We start from the raw sequence: 26795 nt of genomic DNA, 5'->3' as shown, positions 1-26795 counted from the left end.
TTAGGCGAGAACGACTTTTGCGGCCGCAAGGCTTGCAGCACCGTTGACGACGCAGTCTTTCAGCGCCGTTACTTCCGAAAGAAGATTTTCTGCAGCAAAGCGGCAGAGCGCGATGCGCCCTTCGGCCCCACCGTCCGGCGCCTGAGCGAACCCGCCCTTTGCCAGGTAGCAACCGGTCAGAACAAGGCCGAACATCCGTTGATAGGGCGTCGCGCCGGCCAGCGCCTCTGTCACCTTACCCTCACGAACCTGCGCCAGCAGCCAATCCGTCGCTTCACCAAGGTCCGTTATGGCGGCATCGAGCCGATTTGCCGTCGCGCCGAAGCCGTCCAGGTTGGAATGGCGAACCTCATCGGCGATCTGCTTCAAATCGGCGATGAAGGCGTGCACCTGCTCGCCGTTCGAGAGCGTCAATTTGCGGGTGACGAGATCGATTGCCTGAATGCCATTCGTGCCCTCGTAGATCGGCGCAATGCGCGCATCGCGCAGGTAGCGCGCGGCCCCCGTCTCCTCGATGAAGCCCATGCCGCCATGGACCTGAATGCCGAGCGAGGCAACGTCGACGCCGACATCGGTGGAAAAGGACTTGGCGATCGGAGTCAGCAGGGCAGCGCGCTCCTGCCAATGCTGTTTGCGGTCCGAAGCACGATGCGACATGTCGATGGCGTGGGCGCAGGCGTAGGAAATCGCGCGCGCCCCCTGAGTCAGCGCCTTCATCGTCAGGAGCATCCGAGTAACATCGGGGTGTTCGATGATCGGGCTCATGCCGCCGCCCGTCCAGCCCGGTGCCTTCCCCTGGGTACGCTCTTTCGCATAGGCGGTCGCCTTCTGCGTCGCCGCCTCGGCAACGGCAACGCCCTGCATACCGACGGCAAGGCGAGCATTGTTCATCATCGTGAACATGCAGGCGAGGCCCTTGTTCTCTTCGCCGACCAGCCAGCCGATCGCGCCCTTCTCGGAGCCGAACCTGCCGTCGCCATAGATCATCGTGCAGGTCGGCGAGCCGTGGATGCCGAGCTTGTGCTCCAGCGAATGCGCAAAGAGATCGTTGCGAGCGCCGAGCGATCCGTCGGGATTGACGAGAAACTTCGGCACGAGAAACAGGGAGATGCCGCGTGTTCCGGCCGGCGCATCCGGCAGACGGGCGAGAACCAGGTGAACGATGTTGTCTGCGGCGTCATGCTCGCCCCAGGTGATGAAGATCTTCTGGCCGAAGATGCGGTAGCTGCCGTCATCCCGGCGTTCGGCCCGCGTCTTGAGCACACCGAGGTCGGAGCCGGCGTGTGGCTCGGTCAGGTTCATCGTACCTGTCCATTCACCGGAGACAAGCTTCGAGAGGTAGGTATTCTTGAGGTGGTCGGAGGCGTGATTGTTGATGGCTTCGATCGCCCCCATGGTCAGCGTCGGGCAGAGCGCGAACGCCATCGATCCGGAGTTCCACATTTCGAGCGCCGCGACGTTCAGCATGTACGGCAGCCCCTGCCCGCCGAACTCCTCTGGTGCCGTCAGGCCGTTCCAGCCGCCAGCGATCCAGTTCTGATAGAGATCCCGCCAACCATCCGGCGTCACCACCTTACCATCAACGAGGCGCGAACCCTGACGGTCGCCAGTCTCGGCAAGCGGCGCCACTTCATCCGTGGCAAATCGCCCCGCTTCATGAAGGATGGCATCGACGAGATCCTCGCCGAGATCGCCCAACAAGCCGGCCTCTATTGCACTCCCCAAGCCGGCAACATGCTTCAGGGTGAACACAATCTCCTCGACGGGCGCCTTGTACATAACTGATCTCCTCGCATCGCAGGCCGTCGAGCGATAACGCCCTCCGGCACCTCCACGGGCAGAGCTAATTGATTTTTACGTAAACGTCAATTTCAAACTTTCCGACGTAAAATGCACCGGACAGTAACGCATGCCTTGCATTATTGCGCACTTGCACAAACAACCGTCATAGAGAATCTCTATGGACACTGACCGCCATCGCAAGAGGACCGGCGCACCAATGGATACTTTGCCCGCCAACATTCCCGGACTCGTGTGGGCCTACCGCTTTCCGCCAGAGGGCGGCAAGGCAATACGCCTCCCAAACAGCGCGCCGCAGGCTGAGCTGACCAACGGTGGCGGCTTCTACTGGCTGCATCTGAACCTTGCCGATGCCCGCGTTCCCGGCCTGCTCGACAGCATCGAGGGCTTGAACGACGATGCCAAGGCAGCCTTGATCACCCGTGACACGCATGCGGTGATGACCGTCGACGAACAGATGCTCTACGGCACGCTTGTCGATTGCCAGCGGGAGTTCGATCACGAGACTGCCGATCTCGGCTGGCTGCACTTTGCGATATCGGATCGCTTCATCATCACGACGCGGCTACAGCCGCTCCGCAGCATCGAACGCGCTCGCGCACTTGTGGAGAAGAACCCGGCAAAATTCGAACGACCCGTCGACCTGTTCGAGATCCTGGTAATCGAATTCCAGCGCACGCTGATCTCTATCGTCATGGAAATGACGGATGAGCTCAACGTTATCGAGGATTTCGTTTACGACAACTCGCCACGCGACGAACGCCGGCGGCTGGCGCCGGTGCGACGCACGGTCGTCAGGCTGCACCGGCACCTGAGAACCGTGCTGGCCCTGATGCGTCGCGCTGCCGCCTCGCATGATGACGAAATGCCCTTCGGCTTCGATGATGTTGCGACGCGACTGACGAGCCGCCTCGAAACCGTCGATCACGATATTTATGCACTGCAGGATCGAGCGCGCTTGCTGCATGAAGAGATCGACTCGAAGCTGTCTTCCGAGACGAACCGCCACCTCTACATCCTGTCAATCATGACAGCCTTCCTGCTGCCGCCGACCTTGGTAACGGGCTTCTTCGGCATGAACACCACCAACCTGCCTTTTGCTGAAGGCAGCGGCGGCACGGAATATGCCGTGGCCCTCATCATCGCTTCTATCCTGCTGGCATGGTGGCTATTGAGGCGCGTTCGCATTCTTTGAATGCAGAAGACCCGGCATTGCTGCCGGGCCTGAAACGTAAGCGCCTGCGTCACTCAATACTAGGGTGAAACGCACTGCTGACGTGGGCCATTGTACGGCTGAAAGGTATTGTCGTAGACTCGATAGGAGCGGTAACGAGCTTGGCACCATGCCACGTGACCCGACGCGAGCGGAGCCACGGGCGGTGCGACATAGGTCGGCTGCGAAGCGATTGCACCACCGATCACCGCACCGGCGCCAAACGCAGCAAGCGGGAACCAGTATCCGTTGTAGTAGCGGTAACCGTTGCGATAGTAGGGATAGCCGCGATAGCCACCGTACCAGCCGGGACGATAGGCTGGGCGATACCCCGGATAATAACCAGGCCGATTGCCGGGATAGTAACCCGACCGGTATCCAGGGCGATAACCGGGGCGGCAATACGGGCCACGGCAATACTGGACGTTCTCTACGGCACCAGACTTTTCGACCTGCGGCAAGGCTGGCATCTGCATCGCCTGCGAGGACGCATAGCCACTTGCCAGCGTGACGAAGGAAACGGCGGCAATCGCTATCTTCTTAAAAAATCCAGTCATGGAATCTCCATTCCCAGGTTGGAATATGCGCGCATAATAACGCCAAGGCTATGAAACCGTTCCAATGACCGGTTTTCATGCCGTTGTTGCAACTTTCCGTTTTTAAGCGATCGCGGATTAACTGGACATTAACCGCCTTTCACCACGCTCACTCCATGAAGCAATCCTGGAGAAATCTTCTGCTTCGCTTGCTGGTTCCGGCGTTTGTCGTCGGGACTCCGTTTCAGGCTGTGGCCGCTGACACCCTTCCCTGGAAGAACCCCGATAACGCCCTCGTCGTCGACGCGTACGAACTGAATACCATCGATTGGGGTTCATTGCTTTCCGACAAACGCATCGCCGCCTTCATCTCAAAGGCCTCCGACGGACTTCCCGAGAGCTTCTCATGCACCGGCGATCATGCCGGAGACACGGTCGCGCATTGCAAGACCATGTGGCGCAAATATGCGGTGAGCCGCGAGCTCTTTCAGACGCGGCGGCTCGTTGCTCGGGCCGCCGGTCTACTATGGGGCTCCTATCACCTTGCACGCCCCGGCAACCCGGTCGACCAGGCCAACCATTACCTCGATTACGCCGATCCCAAGAACGACGAGATGATGATCCTCGACCTCGAGGGCATCGATCCTCAGAAGTTCATGTCGCTGGAGGACGCGCAGATATTCGTGGGCCACATCAGGGCAAGAACCGGACGTTACCCGGTTCTCTACACCAACCATAACACCGCTCGCTACATCGCCGCCTACCACAACGACTATCCGGTACTGGCCCGGCTGCCGATCTGGTATGCGCGATACAAACCCGATGTGAAGGGCGTGTTCCCGATGGGAAACTGGGACAACTACCTGATGTGGCAGTTCTCGTCAGGACTGAATTGCAGCAAGCGCCACTGCCCTTACCGTGTTCCGGGCACCTTGACAGATATCGATGTCAATGTCGCGCCGATGAACCGAACCGAGCTTGCAAAGCTATGGGCCCGGGGCAACCTTCTGCCAGCGCGCGAGCCCGACCCGCCACTCATCCTTGCCAAGATCGAGATGGAGCCACGCGGAAAACCTGCCCAAGGCTTGGCCGCCGCACCGGTAGCATCGGACCCTATCGTCACCTCTTCGATACCCCCGGGCGAAGTCGCTCGTACCCGTCGCGACTTCTGAGGAGCTCTCTTCCAAAAAAAGACCCCGCCTCTCAGAGAGCGGGGTCACTTGGGAGGGAGCCTTTTTGGGATCAGGCGACGACGGATAGCTTCGCCTGATCACCCTGGAGCCGATTGACCATGAAGTTTGAGTACCATTCGAGGAACTGCATGACGCCGCCTTCGTGCAGCATCGAATAGGGGCCGGGCTCGTATGCCGGCGAGTGGATCCCGAACGCGTTCTCTTCAACGATGCGGCGATCCTGATCGTTGGTTTCGGTCCAGACGTGCGTGAGGTCGGCGAGATCGTAATCGACGCCCTCGACGGCATCCTTGTGCACCAGCCATTTCGTCGTGACCGCAGTTTCGTTGGCACTGAGCGGCAGCACGCGGAAGGAGATCGCATGGTCGCCGAGAATGTGATTCCAGGTCGTCGGATAGTGGAAGAGCAGCATCGTGCCGATGCGATCGATCGTCACGTCGTCAGACAACGGCCGCTTGACAGCACGCTTGCCAGACATGGTGTAGCTCTCGGCATCCTCGATCAGAGGCATGCGAGCCGCGCGGAACTGACCATCGGGAGAAATCTGGAATTTGCTCGGCAGTCCGGCCGCCTCGCAACGCGCCCAGTGACCTGATATCTCCGGATCATCGGCGCCGCCATCCGTGCCCGTAACGCTCGGTGCTTCGGGGTAAGTGCGGCAAAGTTCGGGGTGGTTGGCCGCGCAGTGATAGCACTCGCGGTTGTTTTCCCAGACGAGCTTCCAGTTGCCCTTCTCAATGATGGTGCTCTGGAAAGCCACCTTCGCATCGCTCAAGTGATGGGGCAGCATGTAGGGAGCCACCATGTCGCGTACCGGCTGGAAATCCGGCGCGTTCTGGGCGAGACAGATGAAGATATAGCCGCCGAAGCTCTCGCAATGCACCGGCTTCAGGCCGTAGCCGCTCTTGTCGAAATCGTCGCCCATGTGGCGGGCAAAAGCGAGTTTGCCGTCGAGGTCGTAGGCCCACTGGTGATAGGGGCAGACGAGGCGAACCGAGGCGCCGTGGTCCTTGGTGCAGACACGCGAACCGCGATGACGACAGCTGTTGTGGAAGGCGCGGACGACATTGTCGCGGCCGCGAACGATGACGACCGGATACTCGCCGATCTGAACGGTGAAATAGGCGCCCGGCTTCGGCAACTCGCAGTCATGGCCCATGAATAGCCAGTCGCGATAGTAGATCATTTCCATATCGAGCTTGAAGTAGTCCTCGTCGATATAGAAGGGCTGCTCGAGACTGAAGCCTTCCCGGCGAGTCTTGAGTTGCCGCAATGCGTTGCTGCGAATATCCATCTGCATATCCTCGTATAATGGGACCGCCGCTTGATAGAAGGCGAAACTCGCCGAAAGCTGCGCTCCCTTTCCGTCAGGAGACTTTCTTGAAAGACATTTAAGCACCGCTGGGGCGCGGCGTTTGGTTGTAAAGCGACATCGGCTTCGAAAATGACGACAGGCGACAAAGGAGTGCGGAATCGAACACGGCTCCAACCTCCAAATGCTTCGTTCTCGGCAAGTAAGGCCAATTACGACATCGACGCAACCCAATTCACGTTTGGACTTTCGGCACGACATCGCCGCGACTATCGTATTTGCGACATGCCGATCTTGAGTCAGGTCCCACCAAGGCCCTGACTCGCGGTCACGTTTAATCGACCATTAAGCATGATCGCCTATCCTTGCCGGCATCAGACATGCATGCGGATATCCACATGGCGAAGCTTCGCTATTTCGACACCAGCAACAGCAATGCGCGCAACGCGGCACCGGTCGCCTCGCATTCCGAATTTCTGCGCACCGGAAAGATCACTCGCACCCGGGCGCACTGGCTCGCCGAGGAACGGCGCTACCTCACGCATGACGAAGTGGCCGAGAGAACCGGCCACAAGCTGGAGACGGCCGGCGCCAAGACGCATCAGCATATCAACGGCTTTCACCGCTCGATCCAGTTTCCGAAGATGCTGTTTCATCGGACGTTGGAGGACAGCCCGCATCTTGGCTACTGCCATGTGACCGCGTCGCGGACAAAATTCGCCCGCTACGAGGAAGTCAGCTGGGCCTTCTACATTGCAAACTTCTACGCCGACATCGGCGACAACGACAATTTCTTCCAGAAGATCGATGTGAAGTATTCGCGCATGTACTTCGCGGTCGCCATCAAGCCGGGCGAGCATACGCCTGAGAAGATGACGATCGACCGCTCGGTGCGGGGCAACGGAGTGCTCTTCCGCACGGACGATCCACAAATCGCCATCAAGAATGTGCTGCTGCTTGGCGCACGCAACGAGCAGCTGCGCGAGATCATCCGCCAACTCTGATCGTGATCATTCGCGAACTCTGATCGGCATCATCGGCCGCTCTGATATTGATCCGATCGCCCGGAAGGCATAAGGACTGCCGGACAGCAATCCGGGCAGCGCATGGCACGATCGATCGACATCACGAAGGACAGGCAGCAGGCTATCGAAGCCGGTTGCGCAGTGCTTGGCGAGGGCTTCCCGATCGCGATCCCGACGGAGACTGTCTACGGGCTCGCTGCCGATGCGACCAACCCGATTGCGATCGCCCGTATTTACGAAACCAAAGGCCGCCCCCGCTTTAATCCGCTGATCTGCCATATGGCTGATCTTACTATGGCCGAGCGGCACGCCGCGTTCGACCCTATTTCGCGCGCACTGGCCGAAGCCTTCTGGCCCGGCCCGCTCACACTCGTCCTGCCGCTGAAGCCGGAGAGCGCCATTCATTCGCTGGCGACCGCAGGGCTTGATACTGTCGGCATCCGTGTTCCGAAGGGCTTTGCAGGTGAACTGATCCGCGCCTTCGGTCGACCGCTCGCCGCGCCCAGCGCCAATACGTCGGGCAAGATCAGTGCGACGAGCGCGGATCATGTCGACGCTGATCTCGGCGAGCGCATCAGGCTGATCCTCGATGCCGGCGCCAGCGCGGTCGGTGTCGAGTCCACCATCGTCAAGGTCGAGGACGGCAAAGTCAGGCTCCTCAGGCCAGGTGGGCTGCCCGCCTCCGAGATCGAACGCGTGACCGGTCAGAAGCTTCTGCGAGCCAGGAAGGCGTCTGCGGCCATCGAGGCTCCGGGAATGTTGGCGTCCCACTACGCACCTGGTGCCACTGTTCGATTGGACGCAACGCATGTCGATGCCGGCGAGGCGTTGATTGCCTTCGGCAGCACCTCCGTCGCCGGGGTCGATGATGCCAGGATCGTCCTCAATCTCAGCCAGGACGGCGATCTTGCCGAGGCGGCGGCCAACCTGTTCGACTATATGAAGAGAGCCGACGCCAGCGGTGCCTCGACGATCGCCTTTTCGGCCATTCCCGACGAGGGACTCGGCGAGGCAATCAACGATCGGCTCCGCCGGGCCGCTGCACCACGCGAATAAGCAAGAAGGACCAAGGTTCGATGAGCGCAGTTTCCACCGAACTTCTAGACCGTTTCGCCACCATCGTCGGTGAGAAACATGCGCTCCGCAGCGAAGCGGATCTCGCGCCGCATCTGATCGAAAACCGCGGCCTTTACCATGGCTCCTCGCCTCTCCTTCTGAAGCCCGGCTCCGTCGAAGAAGTGTCGGCGATCCTGAAGCTCGCGACTGAGACCGGAACTGCCGTCGTGCCGCAAACAGGCAATACGGGTCTCGTCGGCGGCCAGACGCCGCGCGAGGGCAAGTCCGACATCATCATTTCGCTCGAACGCATGAACAAGGTTCGCGACGTCGATCCGATTGCCAATGTCTTGGTTGCCGACGGCGGCGCGATCCTCGCGGACGTGCAGAAGGCGGCCGAGACACACGGCAGGCTGTTTCCGCTGTCCCTTGGCTCGGAGGGCTCCTGCCGGATCGGCGGCAATCTCTCGACGAACGCCGGCGGTACCGCCGTGCTTGCCTATGGCAACATGCGCCAGCTCTGCCTCGGTCTTGAGGTCGTGCTACCCACCGGTGAAATCTGGAACGGGCTGCGTCGTTTGAAGAAGGACAATACCGGATACGACCTGCGAGACCTCTTCATCGGCGCAGAGGGCACACTCGGCATTATCACCGGCGCGGTGCTGAAGCTCTTTCCGCAGCCGCTTGGAAAGCAGGTTGCGTTCGCGGGCCTTAACTCGGTCGAGGATGCGCTTGCGTTCTTCAATCTCGCGTCCAGCCTTTGCGGCACGTCGCTGACCGGCTTCGAGCTCATGCCGCGCTTCGGCGTCGAAATTACCGCCCGCAATATCGAGGGCGTACGCGATCCGCTGGAATCGGTACATCCCTGGTACGTCCTGGTCGATATCTCCACATCCGATTCCGCCGAAACCGCCGAGCGCATGATGACGGCGCTGCTTGAGCAGGGCTTCGAGGCAGGGCTGGTTCAGGACGCGGCGATCGCCTCCTCAGTCGCGCAGCAGAAGGCGCTCTGGCACATGCGCGAGAGCATGTCGGACGCTCAGAAGCCGGAAGGCGGATCGATCAAGCACGACGTTTCCGTGCCGGTTTCGGCTATCCCGGCCTTTATGCACGAAGCCGGCGAAGCGGTCATGGCCGCGATGCCCGGCGCCCGCATATGCGCCTTCGGTCACATGGGCGACGGCAATATTCACTACAACATTTCCCAGCCGGTCGGCGCCGACAAACAGGCCTTCCTGGCGTGCTGGCGCGAAATGAACCACATCGTTCATGGCTTCGTACTGGCACACGGCGGATCGATTTCCGCCGAGCACGGGATCGGCCAGCTGAAGCGCGATGAACTGGCCTCGATCCGTCCGGAGATCGAAATGGACCTGATGCGCAGGATCAAGCGCGCTTTCGACCCTGCCGGCATCATGAACCCCGGCAAAGTCGTCAGCGTCGACTAGAAATATTCGAGATCGTCAGCTTGACTTGCCGCCGGTCAAAATCGTCAATGCGGGCGAGTTGCTGGAGCTGTTCTTCAGATCGTACATGGCGGTGAACCGCTTCAATAGCTTGTCGACCTTCTTCGAATCTTGGAGATCGTCGAGATTGACAAACTTTTTCAAAACATCGACCTGCTTGTCGACGTCCATGCTCGAGATGCCGCTTGGCAGGCTGTAGGTTGTCGTGATGACCTGGAACAAGGCCTTGTCGCCGAGGATCGTGTAGAGCGAGGTGATGTCGGGCGCTTTGCGGGCAAAGTACAATGCAAGACGTACGCCGTCATTGCTTTCACCCTGCTGCGTTTCGAGCGTCTGCTGAAGATAGTTCTGCTGCGTGCGATCCTCGGCGCCGGTATTCTGGACGGCCCCGATCTTGGCGCGCGTCAGGTCGCCCTCGGTGTCGAAGTTGAAGTCGGTGACGATTTCCTTGAATTTCGAATCCGCCTTCGTGTTCAGATAGCTCTTCGGATCAGAAGGATCGGACGTGAAGATCTTTCTCAAGGTCTCCTCGTTGTATTTCTTGGGATCGAGGCCATTCGCCTTCAGCACGAAGCTGGTCAGCTTGTCGTTCTTCAGGAAATCGTCGAGCGATTTCACCTCGGCCATGCCCTTGGCGAACTCGTTGACCGCCGTGGTTGCATCCTTGGCGGCTTTGTCCTTGATAGGGCCATCGTTCATTCCCATGGTGGCGCGCGATTTGTAGTTTGTCGCATATTTGGCCATAACGGCCGATGGCAACGCTTGGAGCTCCGACGCGATCTTGCCGTTGCTGCCAAAATTGAAGGCACGGACAAGGTTCGTGATACGCTCGTCCTTGAATGAGGCGACGTAGCCCTTGGGATCGTAGGGATCGCTTTTCAACAACTTGCGCATCGTCGACCGCGGTACCTCCTGCTCCGTCAAACCGTAAGCACGGAGCGCCATCTCGTAGGGGTCTGGCAGGCTGTCATTCTTCTTGCTCAGATCCGCTGCCGCATTGGAGCGAAGGAAATCGTCCACGCTCTTAACGTTGTCGTCGCTCATTCGCTCCTTGTAGTTGGCGACCGCCGCGTCGATCTCATCCTGCTGAGCGTCATCATAGCGAGCGTTGTAATTTCTGGTGGTATATTGCAGCTGCACGCTGCTTTGCGGACCGGACGCAGCTGCTGCCGAACCGTCCGAGGCAAAGTTGAACGCCGCGTTGACGTTGCTGAAGCCCTGGGCGGAGGCAAAACTCGAATCGGTGAGAATGCTCTTCAGGTCCGCATCGCTGGTATCGGTAGGCATCCGATAGACCGACTTGATAAGACTTGTGAGCTTCTGATCCGCGATCAGCTGATCCACGTTGGAGATGGAGCCTATCTTGCTTTGGAAATAGCTGAGATTGGCGTTGGCACTGGAACTTGTGGAGCGCGCCTGTGCAGTCGTCTGCGCAACGCCTTTGTCCGACGACACAGTGCCATCGGTGAGAAAGTTAAAGGCCGCATGGACGTTGTCGTAGCCGAGCGTCGAGGCATAGGTCGAGTCCGTGAGCACGCTCTTCAGATCGGCATCGCTCAGGGTTTGCGGCATGCCGTAGGCATCCTTGATGAAGCGCGTCAACCTTGGATCGGCTACCAGATCGTCGACGTTCGTAATTGTGACGATCTTGGACTGGTAGTAGCTTGACGCTGCTGACGCCATGTTGGCCATGGCATCGATCTGATCGGAGGTTTGCGCCGCATAGGAGGCAGCGCTGGAATCGATCGTACCGTCCAGGTTAAAATTGAAAGCGCTGTTGGCTTCGCCATAGCCCAAGGTATTCGCATAGTTGGCATCGGTCAGCACCAGTTTCAGGGCGGCATTACTGATGTCCCCCATGCTGAATGCTGTCTTGATGTAGGACGCCAGCCGGCTGTCGCCGACCAGGTCACTGACATTCGTGATCGTTCCGATCTTGGACAGGTAGTAAGCCTTGTTATAGTCGGCTGCCGCTTGCGTCACTGTCGACGGGACCATCAGGTTGTACTGTTCCATGACGGTGCTTTTCTGCGTAGCCGTTTGCGCCGCGCCGTTCACCGTGCCATCCGCGTTGAAACTGAACTGTGCAGCGAGTGCTTTGTACTTGTCGTTGCCGTTGACGTTCACAAAGCTGTTCGGGTCGTTGACGTCGCTCGTCAGGACCTGCGTCAGGAAATCTTTCGACACGTAGGTTGGGTCAATGCCGTAGGCTTTCAGCACATAGGTACGGGCGCGGCTATTGCCGACCAGATCCGAGACGTTTTGCACGTTGTCGATGACGTTGCTGTAATAGTTCGTCTCGCTGGCCGCCGTCTTGCTCTCATCCGCAAAGGACTGCGTGTAGAGACCGATCAGATCGTCTTCCTGTGCATCGCTCTGCGCGTCCGCAGCGGGCGACTTGAAATTGAACGCCGCCGCGAACTCCTTGTATCGAGTGTCAGTGAGCTTGTTGGCGAAGCTGTTCGGGTCCGTCAGATCGCTTTCCAGGACCTTCTTCATGAAGGCCTTGGCGTAGGTCATATCATCCAGACCATAAGCCGTCATCGCGTAGCTGTAGAGTCGATAGTTGCCGAGGAAATCGTCGACGTCTTTGATCTTGTTGATATTGTCCTTGAAATACTCGGCGTCGCGCTTGACCGTTCCCTGGGCGGCAACGCGATCCAGGCTCTGCTTCATGTTTCCCGACAATATGTTGTAGGCCATCGAAGCAGAGATCATAACGCGCCCTTTTCCGGCAAAGTCTTCAAAGTATGACAGATTGGTTCTGGGTCATTTTGCTATAAAAAGCTTACCCGAGACTTACCCCTGCCGCGTTGCAATATGGCACACCGCCCGTTCACCCTCCGGAAACCTTGCCGGCTTCGGTTTTGATAACCATCCAGGGAGGCAAAGTTTTCTTAACCGCGATTTTTAAGCTGTCCGGAACAGGCGGCGCCTATTGTCGAGCCATAGAGGGCGAAAAGCCCCAAGGAGAAGACCGGAAACCGGCTCTCAGGTAAGACAAGGGTAGAATGAATATGAACAACACCGTTATGAAGCCCGTATGGGCTGGAACGACACTGCGTCTCGATCCGTCTCGCTTTCCCCAGCAGGTCAGCTACGCCATCCACGACTCCTCAAGTGACGTCAGCATAACGATCGACGAACGTGGCGCCATCCTGCGCAAGGTTCTCCCCTCAAGCGGCCTGCCGCTTTCGATCGCCCTTCCCAAGCGCGCCTTCAAGGGCGTTGCCGCCCGCGCCATCGACCATGGCGACGGCGAAGTCACCGTAACCCTGGAGCTTCATCACGAAGATCCCGAACTTTGCGTGCCGCTGCTGGTCGCTCACGACCTGGCGGATATTGCTGCCGATTGGCGCAACTGGTCAGAAGCCTTCCGCATTCCGATGCTGATGGTCGAGGCCGATGGCGTTGCACGACCGCTGGAAGAGCATCTCGGCGACCTGCGTACCAGCGCATTGAAGCCGCGTCGCCGTCATTCCTACTTCGCCAATCGCCGCCCGCGTTTCCTCGTGCGCCGCACGACCGGCAAACTCGGCGTCGCCATGAAGATCGAAGGCAAGGAAATCATCGCCCGCAGCTAATCGGTGCGGCGTTTCAGACCATCAATGCCCGGCCCTTGTGCCGGGCATTGTCGTTTCCGCTTCAGGGCAGGGTGAAGAGAAGCGACAGAAAGAGGCCGAGGAAGATGATTAGGCCGACGCGATTGTTCGACTTGAACAGAGCAAGGCACTGATCACCATCGGTGATATCCAGCGTCATGATCTGCCACGCGAACATGCCGGCCGCAATGAGCAGACCGAGATAGGCGAACAGACCGACGCCTGCGACCAGGAAGGCGCAGAAGGCGAGCACGAGGGTCAGGCCATAGAGGCCGACGAGCCACTGTTTCGTCTTGTCGCCGAACAACCGCGCGGTCGAACGAACGCCGATCAGCTCATCGTCTTCCTTGTCCTGGTGGGCGTAGATCGTGTCGTAGCCGATCGTCCAGACAACAGAGGCGACGTAGAGGAGAACCGGGGCAAGCGAAAGGCTGCCAAAGATCGCTGCCCATCCCATCAAGGCGCCCCAGGAGAAGGCAAGGCCAAGGAAGAATTGCGGCCAGTCCGTGAAGCGTTTGGCAAAAGGATAAAGCGCCACGATGGCAAGTGAAACGATACCGAGGATAACCGAGAACCAGTTCAGCTGCAGAAGGACCAGCAGCCCCACCAGCGCCTGGAGGACAATGAACACCTTGGCCTGCGTTCGCGTCACCCGACCGGATGGCAACGGGCGCGAGCGGGTGCGCGCCACTTCCATATCAATCTTGTGGTCGACGAGATCGTTGTATGTGCACCCTGCCCCCCGCATCGCGACAGAGCCGATGAAATAGAGCACGAGATGGAACATCAGCTGGCCGCCGGAAAACTGGCCGAGATAGGCAGCCGCATTGGCAGCCATCGTAGCCGACCAGAAGCAGGGCCACATCAGCAGCTGCCAGCCGATCGGCCGATCCCAGCGCGCAAGCTGCGCATAGGGCCAGAGCCACGGAGGCAGCATCCGGTAAACCCAGTTGTTCGAGGGCGCATCCGCAACGCGCCCGTTTATTCCGCCGATCTGTTGCATGTCGCCATCTAGCGATCGGCCAAGGCGCGGGTCAAGCTGTCATGCGGCCGCAGCACCAAACTTCGCAGAACCTTGCTCCCCGGCAAGATAAACGCGGGCAAGGACAACCGCGGCATAGCTCACGCCCAGCGCCTGAAGAAACGCGGCAATCGCCAAGACCGCAAGCATGAGAATATTCGGCCTTCCATCAACCAACAGCAAGGGCGAGCTTGCGACCTGGGACGCCATGACGAAAATCAGCATCGACACGACCAAGGGCAGAATGATCCCCGCGATGAGGCGGGCGAACGTTGGAAAAAGTCGCGCAACGCCGCGCCGGAATGCATCAAAGAGCGATGTCCCACGACCAGTGACGCTCGATACGGGCCAAGTTCCCACAAGCGACAGTAGTAGCACGTAAACGATCATTGCGGCGGAGGTGAAGACCAGCACGGTTGCCGACACACCTAGCTCCGAGGGCAGTAACGTGAAGATCGGTAACGAGATCACAAGCGCAGCGATGAAAAGCGCTGCCGTCTTGAGGAAGTAAGGGAAGGTTTTTCCGAAGCCCGCGCACTTTCCAACCTGGGTAAAGGATCCAGAGTAGATCACCGCACCCTGAACGCACATCGCAAGATAGCCCCACATGAAGCTCGTCGCTCCACTGGACGTCGTTTTGCCCGAGAGTTCGTCAAATATCGAAAGCGCCATCGTACCAACGACGACAACTGCGTACATGGACCAGTTTCTGCCGATAATGCTGAAAGTCTCGCGTAGCATCCCGCCCTCCCCTCGTGCGTCTATGCACGCACTCAATCTGAGTCGGGACTGCTCGTCAAAGTCGTATTTCTAAGTTCCATTCCATCTCCGGATGACCGGTTCTGTCACATCGTGCTCGTAGCCAAGAACGCTGATGCTTGTTGTGTCCAGGATGAAGCGCGCGCCGTCCGTCGGCGGCAGGCCAACCCAGCGGGCGCCGAGAACGCGCAGGAAATGCGAACTGGAGAAGATCAGGATCGGGGCATTGGCCCGGCGCAACTCCGATATGATCCGGTCTGCCCGAGCACCGACATCGCCCGCCGCCTCTCCGTTCGGGCAGCCGTCGCGAAACAGCTGCCAGCCGGGTCGGCTCGTATGGATTTCCTTGGTGGTGATGCCCTCGTAGGCGCCGTAGTCCCACTCCGCTAAGTCGTCCTTGACGATCGCGCCGGTGCCGAAACCCGAGAGTTCGCAGGTGTTTCGGGCACGCTGCGACGGGCTGGACCACACGGCAGCGAAGCTCCTGCCCGCAAGGCGCGGACCGATCTGGCGCGCCGCCGCTTCACCATTTTCGGTCAAAGGAAGATCGCTGCGGCCGGTGTGCCGGCCGGACAGGCTCCACTCGGTTTCGCCGTGGCGCACGAGGCAGATCTCGGGAAGGGTGCTTGCCATTGCAATCAAGCTCCGAATTTGAAAGGACGCGGTCCTTGCCGCGCCCTGTGATCTGGGTCAGAGAATGACTTTTTCGAGCGGTGCCCGCGTCGCCTCGAACTCTGTCAGCTTCGTCTCCGCCGCAGAAATGTAGTCGCGGTTGTCAGGTGTCGAATACTGGTTCTTCGAAATCTGAACCTGCATGATGAAGAGCTCGTCCCAGCGGAAGCCCATTTCCGAGCCGGCCAAATAGAATTCCCACATACGGAAGAAGCGTTCGTCATAGAGCGCAACGGCCGCGGCCTTGTTCGCCACGAAACGCTCGCGCCAGTGACGGAGCGTATACGCGTAGTGCAGCGGCAGGACTTCGACATCCCGGACCAGCAGGCCCGCCTTCTCGATCGGCGGCAGCGTCTCTCCGATCGAAGGAATGTAGCCCTGGGGGAAGATGTACTTTTCGATGAAGGCATTGGTCGCAAAACTCGGCTTCGGTCGGGCAATGGAATGCAGAACCATGACGCCGTCATCGGCAAGCAGTTCGTGCACCTTCTTGAAGTACTTGTCGAAGTTGCCGATGCCGACGTGCTCGAACATGCCCACGGAGACGATGCGATCGAACTTCTGACCGGTCATCGTCCGGTAGTCCTGCAGCTCGAAGCGGACACGATCGGCCAATCCCCGCTGTTTCGCGCGCTCGCGCGAGATCTTCAGCTGCTCCTCGCTGAGCGTAATGCCCGTGAGATCGAGGCCGGGTGTCGCTTCAGCAAGGTACATGCCCATACCACCCCAGCCGGAGCCGATTTCAAGAACGCGCTGGTTCGGCTGCAAAAGTAACTTAGCGGCGATGTGCCGCTTCTTGGCAACCTGTGCCTCCTCAAGGCTGATGCCCGGCGGATTGTAGTAGGCACAGGAATATTGCCAGTCCTCGTCGAGGAACAGCTCGAACAGACGTTCCGACAAATCGTAGTGGTGGGCGACGTTGCGCTTGTTGCGATTGACCGGAAGGCGGCTCTTCAGCTGCTGAAGGGCAATACGGCCGATCAGAAGAGCGGCCATTGGGATATCGAAGATCTCATTGGTGGTGTTTTGCTTCACCATCGCCAGGAAATCATAGATGTTGCCGTGTTCGAGAATGAACCGGCCGTCCATGTACATTTCGCCGAGCTTGAGGGTCGGGTCGCGGCGGATCAGCCTTTCCGCTTCCTCGTCGGCAACGCGGACGACAACCAGTTCACCGCTGCCGTCCCCAACCATATGCGTCTCGCCATTGGCGAGAGTGAGTTTCAGATTACCCGTACGGACGATTTTTTTGACAATCGATAAGAAAGCCGACGCCATAAGTTAGGCCTCGCAATGTGACAGGATAGTCCGATCAACTTAGTATCTCTCATCCGCCTTACAAGCGCCATAATTCGCACGCCGGCGACATGGCCGCCGAAGTGTGACATTTTTGCAAATGCGATTGCTAAGCGCTTATTTTCGCTTCATGGCCTCTGCCAATGCAGCTCCAAAGGCACCCTGGCTCTCCGGTTTTGAAGACGCCGAACGGCGGTCGTTCTGACCGCGAACCGGCTGGTTTCCGCGCGACTCGCCACGCGGCGCGGACGGCTGCGAACCGTCGTCCTTTCGCATCGACAGACCGATGCGTTTACGCTTCGCATCGACCTCCACAACCCGAACCTTGACGACGTCACCGGCTTTCACAACTTCATGAGGATCTTTGACGAAGCGATCGGCGAGCTGGGAAACGTGAACCAATCCGTCCTGATGGACGCCTATGTCGACAAAAGCCCCAAAGGCGGCAACGTTGGTGACCGTGCCCTCAAGCACCATGCCTGGCTTGAGATCCGAGATCTCATGGACGCCCTCGGCGAAGGTCGCGGTCTTGAAGCTGGGGCGCGGGTCGCGGCCGGGCTTTTCCAACTCGGCCAGAATGTCCTTCACCGTCGGCAAGCCGAATTTCTCATCGATGAACTGACGCGGATCGACGGCCTTCAACACCGCGCTGTCGCCCATGAGCGAACGCAGGTCGCGACCGCAGGCGGCCACAATCTTCTTGGCGACGCCATAGGCTTCGGGATGAACCGAGGAAGCGTCGAGCGGCTCCTTGCCATCGCGAATGCGCAGGAAGCCGGCGCACTGCTCGAAGGTCCGCTGGCCGAGGCGGGCAACCTTCAACAGGTCACGGCGAGTCTCGAAGCGGCCTTCGCTGTCACGATGCTTGACAATCGCGTCGGCGATCGAGGCGCCCAGACCGGAGACGCGCGAGAGCAGCGGCGCGGAGGCGGTGTTGAGATCGACACCAACGGCGTTCACAGCGTCTTCGACAACGGCGTCGAGCGAACGTGACAGCTTCTGCTGGTCGACATCGTGCTGGTACTGGCCAACGCCGATCGACTTCGGCTCGATCTTGACGAGCTCTGCAAGCGGATCCTGCAGGCGGCGCGCGATGGAGACGGCGCCGCGCAGAGAGACGTCGAGGTTGGGGAACTCAAGGGCGGCGGTCTCCGAGGCGGAATAAACCGACGCCCCGGCTTCCGAGACGATGACCTTGGTCGGCTTCGGCGCAGGCAAGTCGGCGAGCATGTCGGCGACCAGCTTTTCGGTCTCGCGGCTGCCGGTTCCGTTGCCGATCGAGATCAGTTCGACATTGTGCTTGCGGATCAGTGAAGCAAGCTCGAGCTGTGCGCTGCGCACGTCGTTTCGCGGCTGGAAGGGATAAACAGTGGAGGTCGCGACCACCTTGCCGGTCGCATCGGTGACGGCGACCTTGACGCCAGTGCGGATGCCCGGATCAAGCCCCATCGTCGGGCGCGAACCGGCCGGCGCTGCAAGCAACAAATCCTTGAGGTTGCGGGCGAACACTTGGATCGCCTCCTCTTCGGCGCGTTCGCGAAGCTCGCGCATCAGGTCGAGCGACAGCGACATGGAGAGCTTGACGCGCCAGGTCCAGCTTGCGACCTCCATCAGCCACCGGTCGCCGGGACGGCTCGCGCCGATCTCGTAGGCGGCGGCGATCATGCGCTCGACCGGCTTGTTCGGAGAGGCGGTCTCGGCATCGGCCTCGATGGTCAGTGTCAGCACTTCTTCGTTCCAGCCGCGCAGCATCGCCAGCGCGCGATGGCCCGGCGCGGTTGCCCAGCGCTCGGAATGATCGAAATAGTCGGAGAACTTCTCGCCCGCTGCCTGCTTGCCGTCGACCACCTTGGCCTTCAGCAGAGCTGCGCTGCGCATATGGGCGCGCAGCTTGCCGAGGAGGTCGGCATTTTCCGAGATGCCTTCGGCGACGATGTCGCGTGCACCTTCAAGCGCCGTCTTCACGTCGGGCACATCGACGGTGATGTAGCTTTCCGCCAGGGCCGCCGGCTCCTTCGAGCGATCGGCAAGGACGGCCTCTGCCAGCGGCCCAAGGCCACGCTCGCGGGCGATCTCGGCGCGGGTACGGCGCTTCGGCTTGTAGGGGAGATAGAGATCCTCAAGCTCGGCCTTGGTGGCGGCACCGGCGATCTTGCCAAGCAGTTCGTCGGTCATCTTGCCCTGGCCGTTGATGGACTCGACGATCGTATCGCGGCGGGCTTCCAGTTCACGCAGATAGACCAGCCGCTCCGCGAGATTGCGCAGCTGCGTATCGTCCAAGCCGCCCGTCACTTCCTTGCGGTAGCGGGCGATGAAGGGCACGGTCGCCCCCTCGTCCAACAGCTCGATCGCGGCCTTGGCCTGATCCGGCCGGGCGTTGATTTCGGAGGAGATGACAGCGGCGAGCGAGCGGAGGTCAGCGGCCATGAGAATTCCTGCGTTTCACAAAAGTCGCGGGACAATAGCGGCGGAAAACGGCAAGGCAATGCCTGCCGTGCCTATCCACAGCAACATAGCACGGCTGGCAGCCGTTTTTGCGGTTGTGCAGATGCGGCATTCTTTGCTAGCAGAGGCGACCGTTTTTAGCCCCGCCGTTGTGGCGCCTTCCCCAGCGAAGGCAAGGAAAGTGACATGCCAGATCTGCTCCTAGAACTCCGCTCCGAAGAGATCCCGGCCCGCCTGCAGCGCAAGGCTGCCGGCGACCTGAAGAAGTTCGTGACCGATGCGCTTGTCGAGGCAGGACTTTCCTATGAGGGTGCGCGCGAATACTGGACGCCGCGCCGATTGACGCTCGACATCCGCGGCTTGACTGCGCGCTCCGCCGATGTGCGCGAAGAGAAGAAGGGCCCCCGCACCGACGCCAACGAAAAGGCGATCGAAGGCTTCCTGCGCGGTGCCGGCCTGTCCTCCATTTCCGAGGCGCAGATCCAGAGCGACCCGAAGAAGGGCGATTTCTACATCGCCATCATCTCCAGACCGGGCCGCGCGGCCGAAGAGATCATCAGCGATGTGATACCCGGCATCATCCGCGATTTCCCCTGGCCGAAGCCGATGCGCTGGGGTGCGGCCTCCGCCCAGCCCGGCTCGTTGCGCTGGGTCCGCCCGCTGCAGTCGATCGTCTGCACGTTCGGCACCGAGCATGAAGAGACAGTCGTCATTCCATTCTCGATCGACGGCATCATCGCCTCCAACGTGACCTACGGCCATCGTTTCCACGCGCCCGGCGCCATCACCGTCAAGCGCTTCGACGACTACGTCGCGAACCTCGAAAAGGCCAAGGTGATCCTCGAAGGCGAACGCCGCAAGGACATCATCCTCCACGATGCCCGTGACATCGCCTTTGCAAACGGCCTGGAGCTGATCGAGGACGAAGGCCTGCTCGAAGAAGTCTCCGGCCTCGTCGAATGGCCGCAGGTGCTGATGGGCAGCTTCGAGGAGGATTACCTCTCTATTCCGGCTGAGATCGTCCGCCTGACGATCAAGACGAACCAGAAGTGTTTCGTGACGCGCCCGGTTGGCGGCGACACGCTATCCAACAAGTTCATCCTCGTCTCGAACATCCAGGCCAGCGATGGCGGCAAGGAAATCATCCACGGCAACGGCAAGGTCGTGCGTGCGCGCCTGTCCGACGCGCTGCACTTCTGGAAGCGCGACCAGGGCGATCTTCCGGATCTGGAGACGCTGCAGGCTTCGGCCGCAAAGTTCAACCTCGACCTCAAGAAGCCGCTCGACCAGCGTATGGCGAAGCTTGATGCGCTTGATGTGACGTTCCATGCCAAGCTCGGCACACAGGGCGCGCGCGTAGAACGCATTCGCGCACTGGCGGCCAAGCTCGTGATGCAGATCGGCGCTGACTACAAGCTGGTCGACCGGGCGGCGGTGCTTGCCAAGGCAGATCTTCGTACTGAGGCCGTCGGCGAGTTTCCGGAACTTCAGGGCCTGATGGGCCGTCGCTATGCGGCGCTCCAGGGCGAGGATCCGTCGGTCGCCGCAGCGATTGAGGACCACTGGAAGCCGATGGGTCCGACCGACCGCGTTCCGGAGGACAAGGTTGCGATCACTGTCGCACTCGCCGACAAGCTCGACACGCTGACCGGTTTCTGGGCCATCGACGAGAAGCCGACCGGCTCGAAGGATCCCTTCGCGCTTCGCCGCGCAGCACTAGGCGTTATCCGTATCTTGCTCGAGTGCAAGGTCCGCATCCCGCTGCTGACGCCAATTGCGTCGCATATTGCGCGGATTGATAGCGACCTCGGCGTGAAGAAAGCCTCGAACGCAGAGCTCCAGAATGGGGACGATCTCATCTCGCTCGGTGCTGTTGAAAGCAAGTCGTCACGCGAACTCGACCTCCTTTCCTTCTTCCATGACCGCCTGAAGGTCTATCTGCGTGATCAGGGCGCGCGTTACGATCTGATCGACGCCGTAGTTACACCCGAAGCCGACGACCTCCTGATGATTACCCGTCGCGTCGAGGCGCTGACCGCCTTCATCACCTCGGAAGACGGCAAGAATCTGCTGGTCGGCACCAAGCGCGCCACGCAGATCCTGGCTGCCGAGGAGAAAAAGGGCACCGTCATCGCTGATGGCGTTTCGGAGAATCTATTCCGGCTCTCCGCCGAAAAAGAGCTCTTCGCCGCGATCAACAAGGCCTCAGCCGAGGCTTCGGCGGCCGTCGACAAGGAAGACTTCCGCTCAGCGATGGAAGCGCTCTCCAGGCTGCGCGCGCCCGTTGACCGCTTCTTCGACGACGTGCTGGTCAACGACGAGGACGCCGCCATTCGCGCCAACCGACTGGCGCTCCTGCGTCTGATCCGCGAGGCAACCGGTACGGTCGCCGACTTCTCGAAGATCTCCGGCTAAAGTTAGAGTGCCCCGCCGCGGATTTGATGTGCAGACGGCGCCTTAACATCTGAGATTCTCTACAGAATTCCATTCTTGTTCAGATCTTGATTCAAGGATGGAGTTTTGCCTCCGTCAACTGATCACGCCGAGGGTTGCGGCGGCAAGGACCGCGTAACGCGTGGTCTTGGCGATCGTCACCAGCAGCAGGAACATCGGAAACGGTTCACGCAGCACGCCAGCGACGATGGTGATGGGGTCGCCAATGACCGGCATCCAACTCAGAAGCAGCGACCACTTGCCATAGCGGCGATACCAGCGCTGCGCCTTGTCGAGTGAAGGCTGGCTGACGGGAAACCAGCGCTTGTCGCGAAATCGTTCGATGCCGACGCCGAGCAGCCAGTTGACGGTCGAGCCGAGGACGTTGCCTGTGGTCGCCACCGCGACCAGCGCGAGGACCGGATACTGCTTCGTCACGATGAGCGCCACGAGGCCGGCTTCCGACTGCATCGGGAAGATCGTCGCTGCCGCAAACGCGACCAGGAAAAGGCCGGCATAGACCGCAAGATCAGTCATGGTCTATCCGCGCCAATGCTTCGCCGCACCCTGCTCCCCTTCATCACGCCTGATGACGGACTGGAACTATCACGTCCTTGCCGCTATGCCAAAGCGATGAACAAGATTATCGTCAGCGCCTGCCTCATGGGCCATGCCGTCCGCTATGACGGCCAGTCGAAGCCACTCGCTCATCCTGCGATCGCCCGCTGGATCGAGGAAGGGCGTCTGGTGACGATCTGCCCCGAGATGTCTGCCGGAATGCCGGTGCCGCGCCCGCCCGCGGAGATCGAAGGCGGGGCAACGGGTGAGGATGTGCTGGATGGCACCGCCCGCGTCGTCGAGATCACCGGCGGCGATGTGACGGCAGAGTTCATGCAGGCAGCCAAGAACGCCCTGGCGCTCGCCACCGAAGCCGGCTGTCGCTATGCGCTGCTGATCGACGGGAGCCCGTCCTGCGGCACGAGCTTTGTTTATGACGGTGCGTTCTCCGGGCAGAAACACGCAGGGAACGGCGTGACGGCGGCACTTCTGAAGCAGGCCGGCATTGCCGTCTACTCCGATCGCGATATCGAGACGCTTATCGCGCGGCTTGCAGCCGATGAGCAAGAGACGGTCGGCTGACAGAGCCACCACATCCCTCAATGCAAAACGGCCGCCGGATCGCTCCGACGGCCGTTTCCTCGTTTGATGCCTGATCTCAGGCAGCGCGGCGAACCTGCGCGGTGAAGTCCTGGCCGCCGCCAACGCGGAAGCCGCGAATGAGGTTGAGGAGCTCATCCGTATCGTTGGCGAGCGACTCGGCCGAAGCGGTGGTTTCCTCGGCCATAGCAGCATTCTGCTGGGTCGCGGCGTCGAGCTGGTTCATCGAGGACGAGATCGAGCGCAGCGTGGTGTCTTGTTCGGAGGCGCCGTGGGCGATCTTGGCAACGATCTCATTGGCGGCCTTGATCTGGTCGGAGATGCGCTTCAGCGCCTCACCGGCTTCGCCCACCAGACGAACACCCTGATCGACCTGACCGGACGAGCGGGCGATCTGATCCTTGATCTCCTTGGCAGCGGCAGCCGAACGCTGTGCCAGTTCGCGAACTTCCTGGGCAACGACCGCGAAGCCCTTGCCGGATTCACCGGCACGTGCTGCTTCGACGCCGGCGTTCAGCGCCAGCAGGTTCGTCTGGAACGCGATCTCGTCGATGACGCCGATGATCTTGCCGATCTCGGCAGACGACTTTTCGATACCGCTCATCGCTTCAATCGCTTCTGAGACAACCGCGTCGCTGCGGCTCGCCTCACCGCTGACGGCATGAACGCGCTTGCTGGCTTCATGGGCGCCTTCGGCGGTCTGGCGGACAGCGACGGTCAGCTCGTCCAGTGCTGCGGAGGTTTCTTCCAGGCTTGCGGCCTGACGCTCGGTGCGCTGCGACAGATCGTTGGAGGCGCGACGGATCTCGTCCTTGCTGACGGCGATGTCACCACCCTTGGCGCTGACCTTGGCCATGGCAGCCTCGAGATGCGACAGGGCATCGTTGAAGTTGTCGCGGAGGGCAGCGTATTTCTGACCGAGATCGGCGCAACGGACCGTCAGGTCGCCGCGTGCGATCTGCTCGAGCGCCTGGCCGATGGTCGAGACGACGTGGTTCTGGGCGATCGCTTCCTCGTGCTGCAGGCGCTGGCTGTTTTCGCGCTCGCCGTCGAGGGCCATCTGCTGGGCAGCCTCACGCTCGGACATGGCGTGGCGCTCCTTGACGTGCTGCTGCAGAGACTGCGTCGCCTTGGCCATCATGCCCACTTCGTTGTTCAAGTCGGTGTGCGGGATGGCGACCGTGACGTCTTCATTGGCCACGGACCGCAATGCATCGTGAATGCGGGTCAGTGGCGTGGAGATGCTGCGAACGACGTAGACGGCGGCGACGGTGCCAAGCAGCAGCACGACGATACCGGCCGAAATCGCCCTCCAGATCGTCGCCTGGACCTGTGCATCGAGATCATCCATATAGACGCCAGTGACGACGACGATCTTCCAGGGGTCGAAGGCCAATGCGTATGCCGTCTTGCGATAATCTCCGGCCGGCTGGCCGGGCTTTGCTGTGGAGTAGTATTCGACGAGACCGCCGCCCTGTTGCCCAAGCTTGACCAGTTCTTCGCGATAGAGCTTGCCTTTGCTGTCCGGCTGCCCCTTGTTGAACTGCCCAACCTTCGAGGGGTCGTAGTGGAACATCATCTGGATGTCGTAGCTATAGCCGAAGAAGTAGCCATCGGGGTCGTATTTCATGCCGTTGAGCGTAGCGTAGGCCTGCTTCTGGGCCTCTTCCTGAGTCATTGCGCCGGCGGTCACCTTCGCCTGGTACTGCTTGAGAACGGAGACTGCGGACTGAACCTCAGAACGCAGCATATCGTAGCGTTCCTTATAGATCGCATTGACCGAGGAGCGAACCTGGATGGTGGTTCCGATCGCAAACGCCACCATCAGGCCAACGACCAGCAAAATAAGCTGTCTGGAAATCTTCAAATTCCTCATTATGCCTCGCAACAGAGCTCGGTTGGGGTATCCGGCGCGGTTTCCTACCGCGTATACGAGGGCTGATTGGCTCCCCCTTTGCTGCGAAATTGACATGCGGCTACCGGTCTGCGCTAAAAATGGTCAGTTTATTCTAAGGAATGCTTAACCCGTCTCTACATGTTCCTGTGATGATGAAATCGGAAAGTTTTGAACAAATACAAACAGAAAAATGCCCCCTCATCATTGGAGTTGGAGTGAAGGAACTAAAAATTGCCAAGCCAGTGCATTCTTGCAGCTAGCGGAAAGTTTGATTCGTCCACGCGTCCCTAAGTTGAAGTGCTCTCGCAAGGCACGCCGTACGTTTTCCGACTTTCGCGCTTGCGCTATACTTGCTGCATGGTTGAGGCGTCGCATGCCTTCGGTGAATTTGTTCTCGATCCCGGCTGCGGCCTGCTGCGGAACGGGCGGGCCGTTGCGCTCGGCCAGCGCGGCATCGCTCTTCTTGAAGCGTTACTTGAAGACCGTGGAAGCATTGTTTCCAAGGATGCGCTGATGGCGCGCGTCTGGCCCGGAATTGCCGTTGAGGAGAGCAATCTGACCGTTCAAGTGGCGGCGCTACGCAAGGCGCTTGGCCCGGCGCCCGACGGGCAGGAATGGATCGCGACGGTGCCGCGCGTCGGCTATCGTTTCATCCGCACAAATGTGGAGACGAAAGCCGCTGCGCCCGTCCAAGAGTTGCGGCCGGCGCTCGCGGTCCTCCCGTTTAGTAATCTCAGCGGTGATCCGAAGCAGGACTATTTTGCCGATGGGATCGTCGACGACATTATAGCGGCCCTTAGCCGGTTCCGAAGCTTTGCCGTCGTCGCCCGGGACTGCTCCTTTGCCTACAAAGGCAGTGGGATGGATGTGCGCAAGATCGCGGCGAAACTCGGCGTCAGCTACGTGCTCGAGGGCAGCATCCGGCAGTCGGGCAGCCGGCTGCGCATCGTGGCCGAACTCGTCGAAGGTCAAGGCGGCACGCATACGTGGGCGCAAACCTTCGACGGCGCGCTGGACGAGATATTCGACTTTCAGGATCGTATCACCGAGCGCGTCGCGACACTGATCGAACCGCTGATTCAGACAGCCGAGATCGAGCGGTCACGGCGGGAACGGCCCGGGTGTCGCCACCTACGACATCTACCTGCAGGCCTTGGCCAAGATCTCGACCGAAATCGAAAGCGACAACGCGGCCGCCTATGCGCTTCTCATGCAGGGGCTGGCCGCCGAACCTGACAATGCGCAGTTGCTTGCCCATGCCGCATGGGCGCTCGAGCATCGCTACACCATGGGTTGGCCGGCACTCACCGACGACGATGTGCAGGCATGTGCCGCGCTGGCGCGGCGGGCGCTGGAGCATGGCGCCGGCGACGCCATGGTCATGGCGCATTGTGGCGTAGCCTTGATGCAGACAGTGAAGGACTACGATTGGGGTCTCGCGGTTCTGCAAGCGGCGGCCGAATCCAATCCCAACAATCCGATGGCCGTCGTCAGGGCGGGCGTCGGGCATCTTCATTGCGGCAATGTCAGCGACGCGCTCAGCCACTTCCACAGAGCCAACCGACTGACACCCGGTGACCGCGGCGCACATTTCTCGCATTGCGGCATCGCGCATGCCCACGTGATCCTCGGAGAATACGAGCAGGCGGTGGCCTGGGCTTCGAGAGCGCTGGCCAGCAATCCGAATTTCGAGCCAACGCTGTGGGTGCTCATTGCTGCGAGCGCACATCTCGGGCGCATGGAGGAAGCCCATCGCCACCTTGCTGCGTTGAGACGACTGACGCCTGATATAACGGTCGAGCGCATCCGCGCCGGTCAAGCCGGCAAGTACCCGGATCGGATCGCCGGTGTCCTCGAAGGATTGAGACTGGCGGGTGTTCCCGAGCGCTAGTTTCGGATCGTTTTGGAACT

19 protein-coding genes and 1 pseudogene are annotated in these 26795 nt (G+C 60.2%); 9 read left to right on the top strand and 11 right to left on the bottom strand.

What is annotated here, in order from left to right; all coding sequences use genetic code 11:
• The gene (locus ATY79_RS24195) at positions 1-1779 is read right to left on the bottom strand and encodes an acyl-CoA dehydrogenase (protein ID WP_088694562.1); all 1779 of its coding nucleotides are present in this window, start codon (positions 1777-1779) and stop codon (positions 1-3) included.
• Positions 1780-1999: 220 nt separating this feature from the next.
• Here ATY79_RS24195 and ATY79_RS24190 point away from each other — a divergent pair, with 220 nt between their 5' ends.
• Entirely contained in the window at positions 2000-2995 is a 996-nt protein-coding gene (locus tag ATY79_RS24190) for a transporter (protein WP_088694563.1), read from the top strand.
• Positions 2996-3054: 59 nt separating this feature from the next.
• Here the strand turns inward: ATY79_RS24190 and ATY79_RS24185 are convergent, their stop codons facing one another.
• Positions 3055-3570 (bottom strand): BA14K family protein, encoded by a 516-nt coding sequence (locus tag ATY79_RS24185; RefSeq protein ID WP_088705099.1) that lies wholly within the window; start codon positions 3568-3570, stop codon positions 3055-3057.
• 155 nt (positions 3571-3725) lie between these two features.
• Here ATY79_RS24185 and ATY79_RS24180 point away from each other — a divergent pair, with 155 nt between their 5' ends.
• On the top strand, positions 3726-4721 hold the full coding sequence (locus tag ATY79_RS24180) for a GH25 family lysozyme (protein ID WP_088694565.1): 996 nt from the start codon (positions 3726-3728) through the stop codon (positions 4719-4721).
• Between the two features lie 70 nt (positions 4722-4791).
• Here ATY79_RS24180 and ATY79_RS24175 read toward each other — a convergent pair whose 3' ends face one another.
• Positions 4792-6036: an aromatic ring-hydroxylating dioxygenase subunit alpha gene (locus ATY79_RS24175; RefSeq protein WP_088694566.1), complete on the bottom strand. Its 1245-nt coding sequence runs from the start codon at positions 6034-6036 to the stop codon at positions 4792-4794.
• A gap of 416 nt (positions 6037-6452) precedes the next feature.
• Between ATY79_RS24175 and ATY79_RS24170 the strand changes: the two genes are divergently transcribed.
• From ATY79_RS24170 to ATY79_RS24160, 3 genes are all read left to right on the top strand, one after another.
• Positions 6453-7058, top strand: coding sequence for a DUF6656 family protein (locus ATY79_RS24170; RefSeq protein ID WP_088694705.1), 606 nt, complete (start codon positions 6453-6455; stop codon positions 7056-7058).
• Between the two features lie 102 nt (positions 7059-7160).
• Entirely contained in the window at positions 7161-8135 is a 975-nt protein-coding gene (locus tag ATY79_RS24165; protein WP_088705098.1) for an L-threonylcarbamoyladenylate synthase, read from the top strand.
• A gap of 20 nt (positions 8136-8155) precedes the next feature.
• Complete coding sequence (locus tag ATY79_RS24160) at positions 8156-9583, top strand: FAD-binding oxidoreductase (protein WP_088705097.1); 1428 nt, start codon at positions 8156-8158, stop codon at positions 9581-9583.
• 15 nt (positions 9584-9598) lie between these two features.
• On the opposite strand, the gene ATY79_RS24155 is transcribed toward ATY79_RS24160, so the two are convergent.
• Positions 9599-12319: a DUF1217 domain-containing protein gene (locus tag ATY79_RS24155; RefSeq protein ID WP_088705096.1), complete on the bottom strand. Its 2721-nt coding sequence runs from the start codon at positions 12317-12319 to the stop codon at positions 9599-9601.
• 299 nt (positions 12320-12618) lie between these two features.
• On the opposite strand from ATY79_RS24155, the gene ATY79_RS24150 reads away from it, so the two are divergent.
• Positions 12619-13185, top strand: a complete 567-nt coding sequence (locus tag ATY79_RS24150) for a DUF6101 family protein (RefSeq protein WP_088694706.1) — start codon at positions 12619-12621, stop codon at positions 13183-13185.
• 61 nt (positions 13186-13246) lie between these two features.
• Here the strand turns inward: ATY79_RS24150 and ubiA are convergent, their stop codons facing one another.
• From ubiA to ATY79_RS24125, 5 genes are all read right to left on the bottom strand, one after another.
• Positions 13247-14206 carry a 4-hydroxybenzoate octaprenyltransferase gene (ubiA, locus tag ATY79_RS24145; protein ID WP_088705095.1) on the bottom strand — a complete coding sequence of 320 codons (960 nt, stop codon included), beginning with the start codon at positions 14204-14206 and terminating at the stop codon, positions 13247-13249.
• Between the two features lie 39 nt (positions 14207-14245).
• Entirely contained in the window at positions 14246-14965 is a 720-nt protein-coding gene (locus ATY79_RS24140; RefSeq protein ID WP_088705094.1) for a hypothetical protein, read from the bottom strand.
• Positions 14966-15034: 69 nt separating this feature from the next.
• Positions 15035-15616 (bottom strand): histidine phosphatase family protein, encoded by a 582-nt coding sequence (locus ATY79_RS24135; protein ID WP_088694572.1) that lies wholly within the window; start codon positions 15614-15616, stop codon positions 15035-15037.
• A 57-nt stretch (positions 15617-15673) separates the two neighbouring features.
• Complete coding sequence (locus ATY79_RS24130; protein ID WP_088694573.1) at positions 15674-16933, bottom strand: cyclopropane-fatty-acyl-phospholipid synthase family protein; 1260 nt, start codon at positions 16931-16933, stop codon at positions 15674-15676.
• A gap of 135 nt (positions 16934-17068) precedes the next feature.
• The gene (locus ATY79_RS24125) at positions 17069-19378 is read right to left on the bottom strand and encodes a Tex family protein (protein WP_088705093.1); all 2310 of its coding nucleotides are present in this window, start codon (positions 19376-19378) and stop codon (positions 17069-17071) included.
• 204 nt (positions 19379-19582) lie between these two features.
• Here ATY79_RS24125 and glyS point away from each other — a divergent pair, with 204 nt between their 5' ends.
• Entirely contained in the window at positions 19583-21811 is a 2229-nt protein-coding gene (gene glyS / locus ATY79_RS24120; RefSeq protein ID WP_088705092.1) for a glycine--tRNA ligase subunit beta, read from the top strand.
• A gap of 114 nt (positions 21812-21925) precedes the next feature.
• Here the strand turns inward: glyS and ATY79_RS24115 are convergent, their stop codons facing one another.
• Positions 21926-22366: a YqaA family protein gene (locus ATY79_RS24115; protein ID WP_088694576.1), complete on the bottom strand. Its 441-nt coding sequence runs from the start codon at positions 22364-22366 to the stop codon at positions 21926-21928.
• Between the two features lie 96 nt (positions 22367-22462).
• Between ATY79_RS24115 and ATY79_RS24110 the strand changes: the two genes are divergently transcribed.
• Positions 22463-22969 (top strand): DUF523 domain-containing protein, encoded by a 507-nt coding sequence (locus ATY79_RS24110; RefSeq protein ID WP_088694707.1) that lies wholly within the window; start codon positions 22463-22465, stop codon positions 22967-22969.
• A gap of 76 nt (positions 22970-23045) precedes the next feature.
• On the opposite strand, the gene ATY79_RS24105 is transcribed toward ATY79_RS24110, so the two are convergent.
• Entirely contained in the window at positions 23046-24863 is a 1818-nt protein-coding gene (locus tag ATY79_RS24105) for a methyl-accepting chemotaxis protein (protein WP_088694577.1), read from the bottom strand.
• A gap of 378 nt (positions 24864-25241) precedes the next feature.
• Here ATY79_RS24105 and ATY79_RS24100 point away from each other — a divergent pair.
• Positions 25242-26775, top strand: a pseudogene (locus tag ATY79_RS24100) (winged helix-turn-helix domain-containing tetratricopeptide repeat protein).
• Positions 26776-26795: the final 20 nt, after the last annotated feature.

This window comes from Rhizobium sp. R693 (assembly GCF_002211315.1).
Classification (GTDB): domain Bacteria; phylum Pseudomonadota; class Alphaproteobacteria; order Rhizobiales; family Rhizobiaceae; genus Rhizobium.
This window is presented reverse-complemented; position numbering and strand designations above follow the sequence as displayed.

Coding starts and splice junctions, on each gene's coding strand:
- ATY79_RS24195 (WP_088694562.1), bottom strand. CDS start 1,779: ATGTACAAGGCGCCCGTCGAGGAGATTGTGTTCACCCTGAAGCATGTT.
- ATY79_RS24155 (WP_088705096.1), bottom strand. CDS start 12,319: ATGATCTCTGCTTCGATGGCCTACAACATATTGTCGGGAAACATGAAG.
- ATY79_RS24165 (WP_088705098.1), top strand. CDS start 7,161: ATGGCACGATCGATCGACATCACGAAGGACAGGCAGCAGGCTATCGAA.
- ATY79_RS24150 (WP_088694706.1), top strand. CDS start 12,619: ATGAACAACACCGTTATGAAGCCCGTATGGGCTGGAACGACACTGCGT.
- ATY79_RS24110 (WP_088694707.1), top strand. CDS start 22,463: ATGAACAAGATTATCGTCAGCGCCTGCCTCATGGGCCATGCCGTCCGC.
- ATY79_RS24185 (WP_088705099.1), bottom strand. CDS start 3,570: ATGACTGGATTTTTTAAGAAGATAGCGATTGCCGCCGTTTCCTTCGTC.
- ATY79_RS24125 (WP_088705093.1), bottom strand. CDS start 19,378: ATGGCCGCTGACCTCCGCTCGCTCGCCGCTGTCATCTCCTCCGAAATC.
- ubiA (WP_088705095.1), bottom strand. CDS start 14,206: ATGCAACAGATCGGCGGAATAAACGGGCGCGTTGCGGATGCGCCCTCG.
- ATY79_RS24190 (WP_088694563.1), top strand. CDS start 2,000: ATGGATACTTTGCCCGCCAACATTCCCGGACTCGTGTGGGCCTACCGC.
- ATY79_RS24140 (WP_088705094.1), bottom strand. CDS start 14,965: ATGCTACGCGAGACTTTCAGCATTATCGGCAGAAACTGGTCCATGTAC.
- ATY79_RS24180 (WP_088694565.1), top strand. CDS start 3,726: ATGAAGCAATCCTGGAGAAATCTTCTGCTTCGCTTGCTGGTTCCGGCG.
- ATY79_RS24105 (WP_088694577.1), bottom strand. CDS start 24,863: ATGAGGAATTTGAAGATTTCCAGACAGCTTATTTTGCTGGTCGTTGGC.
- ATY79_RS24130 (WP_088694573.1), bottom strand. CDS start 16,933: ATGGCGTCGGCTTTCTTATCGATTGTCAAAAAAATCGTCCGTACGGGT.
- ATY79_RS24135 (WP_088694572.1), bottom strand. CDS start 15,616: ATGGCAAGCACCCTTCCCGAGATCTGCCTCGTGCGCCACGGCGAAACC.
- ATY79_RS24175 (WP_088694566.1), bottom strand. CDS start 6,036: ATGGATATTCGCAGCAACGCATTGCGGCAACTCAAGACTCGCCGGGAA.
- ATY79_RS24170 (WP_088694705.1), top strand. CDS start 6,453: ATGGCGAAGCTTCGCTATTTCGACACCAGCAACAGCAATGCGCGCAAC.
- ATY79_RS24160 (WP_088705097.1), top strand. CDS start 8,156: ATGAGCGCAGTTTCCACCGAACTTCTAGACCGTTTCGCCACCATCGTC.
- glyS (WP_088705092.1), top strand. CDS start 19,583: ATGCCAGATCTGCTCCTAGAACTCCGCTCCGAAGAGATCCCGGCCCGC.
- ATY79_RS24115 (WP_088694576.1), bottom strand. CDS start 22,366: ATGACTGATCTTGCGGTCTATGCCGGCCTTTTCCTGGTCGCGTTTGCG.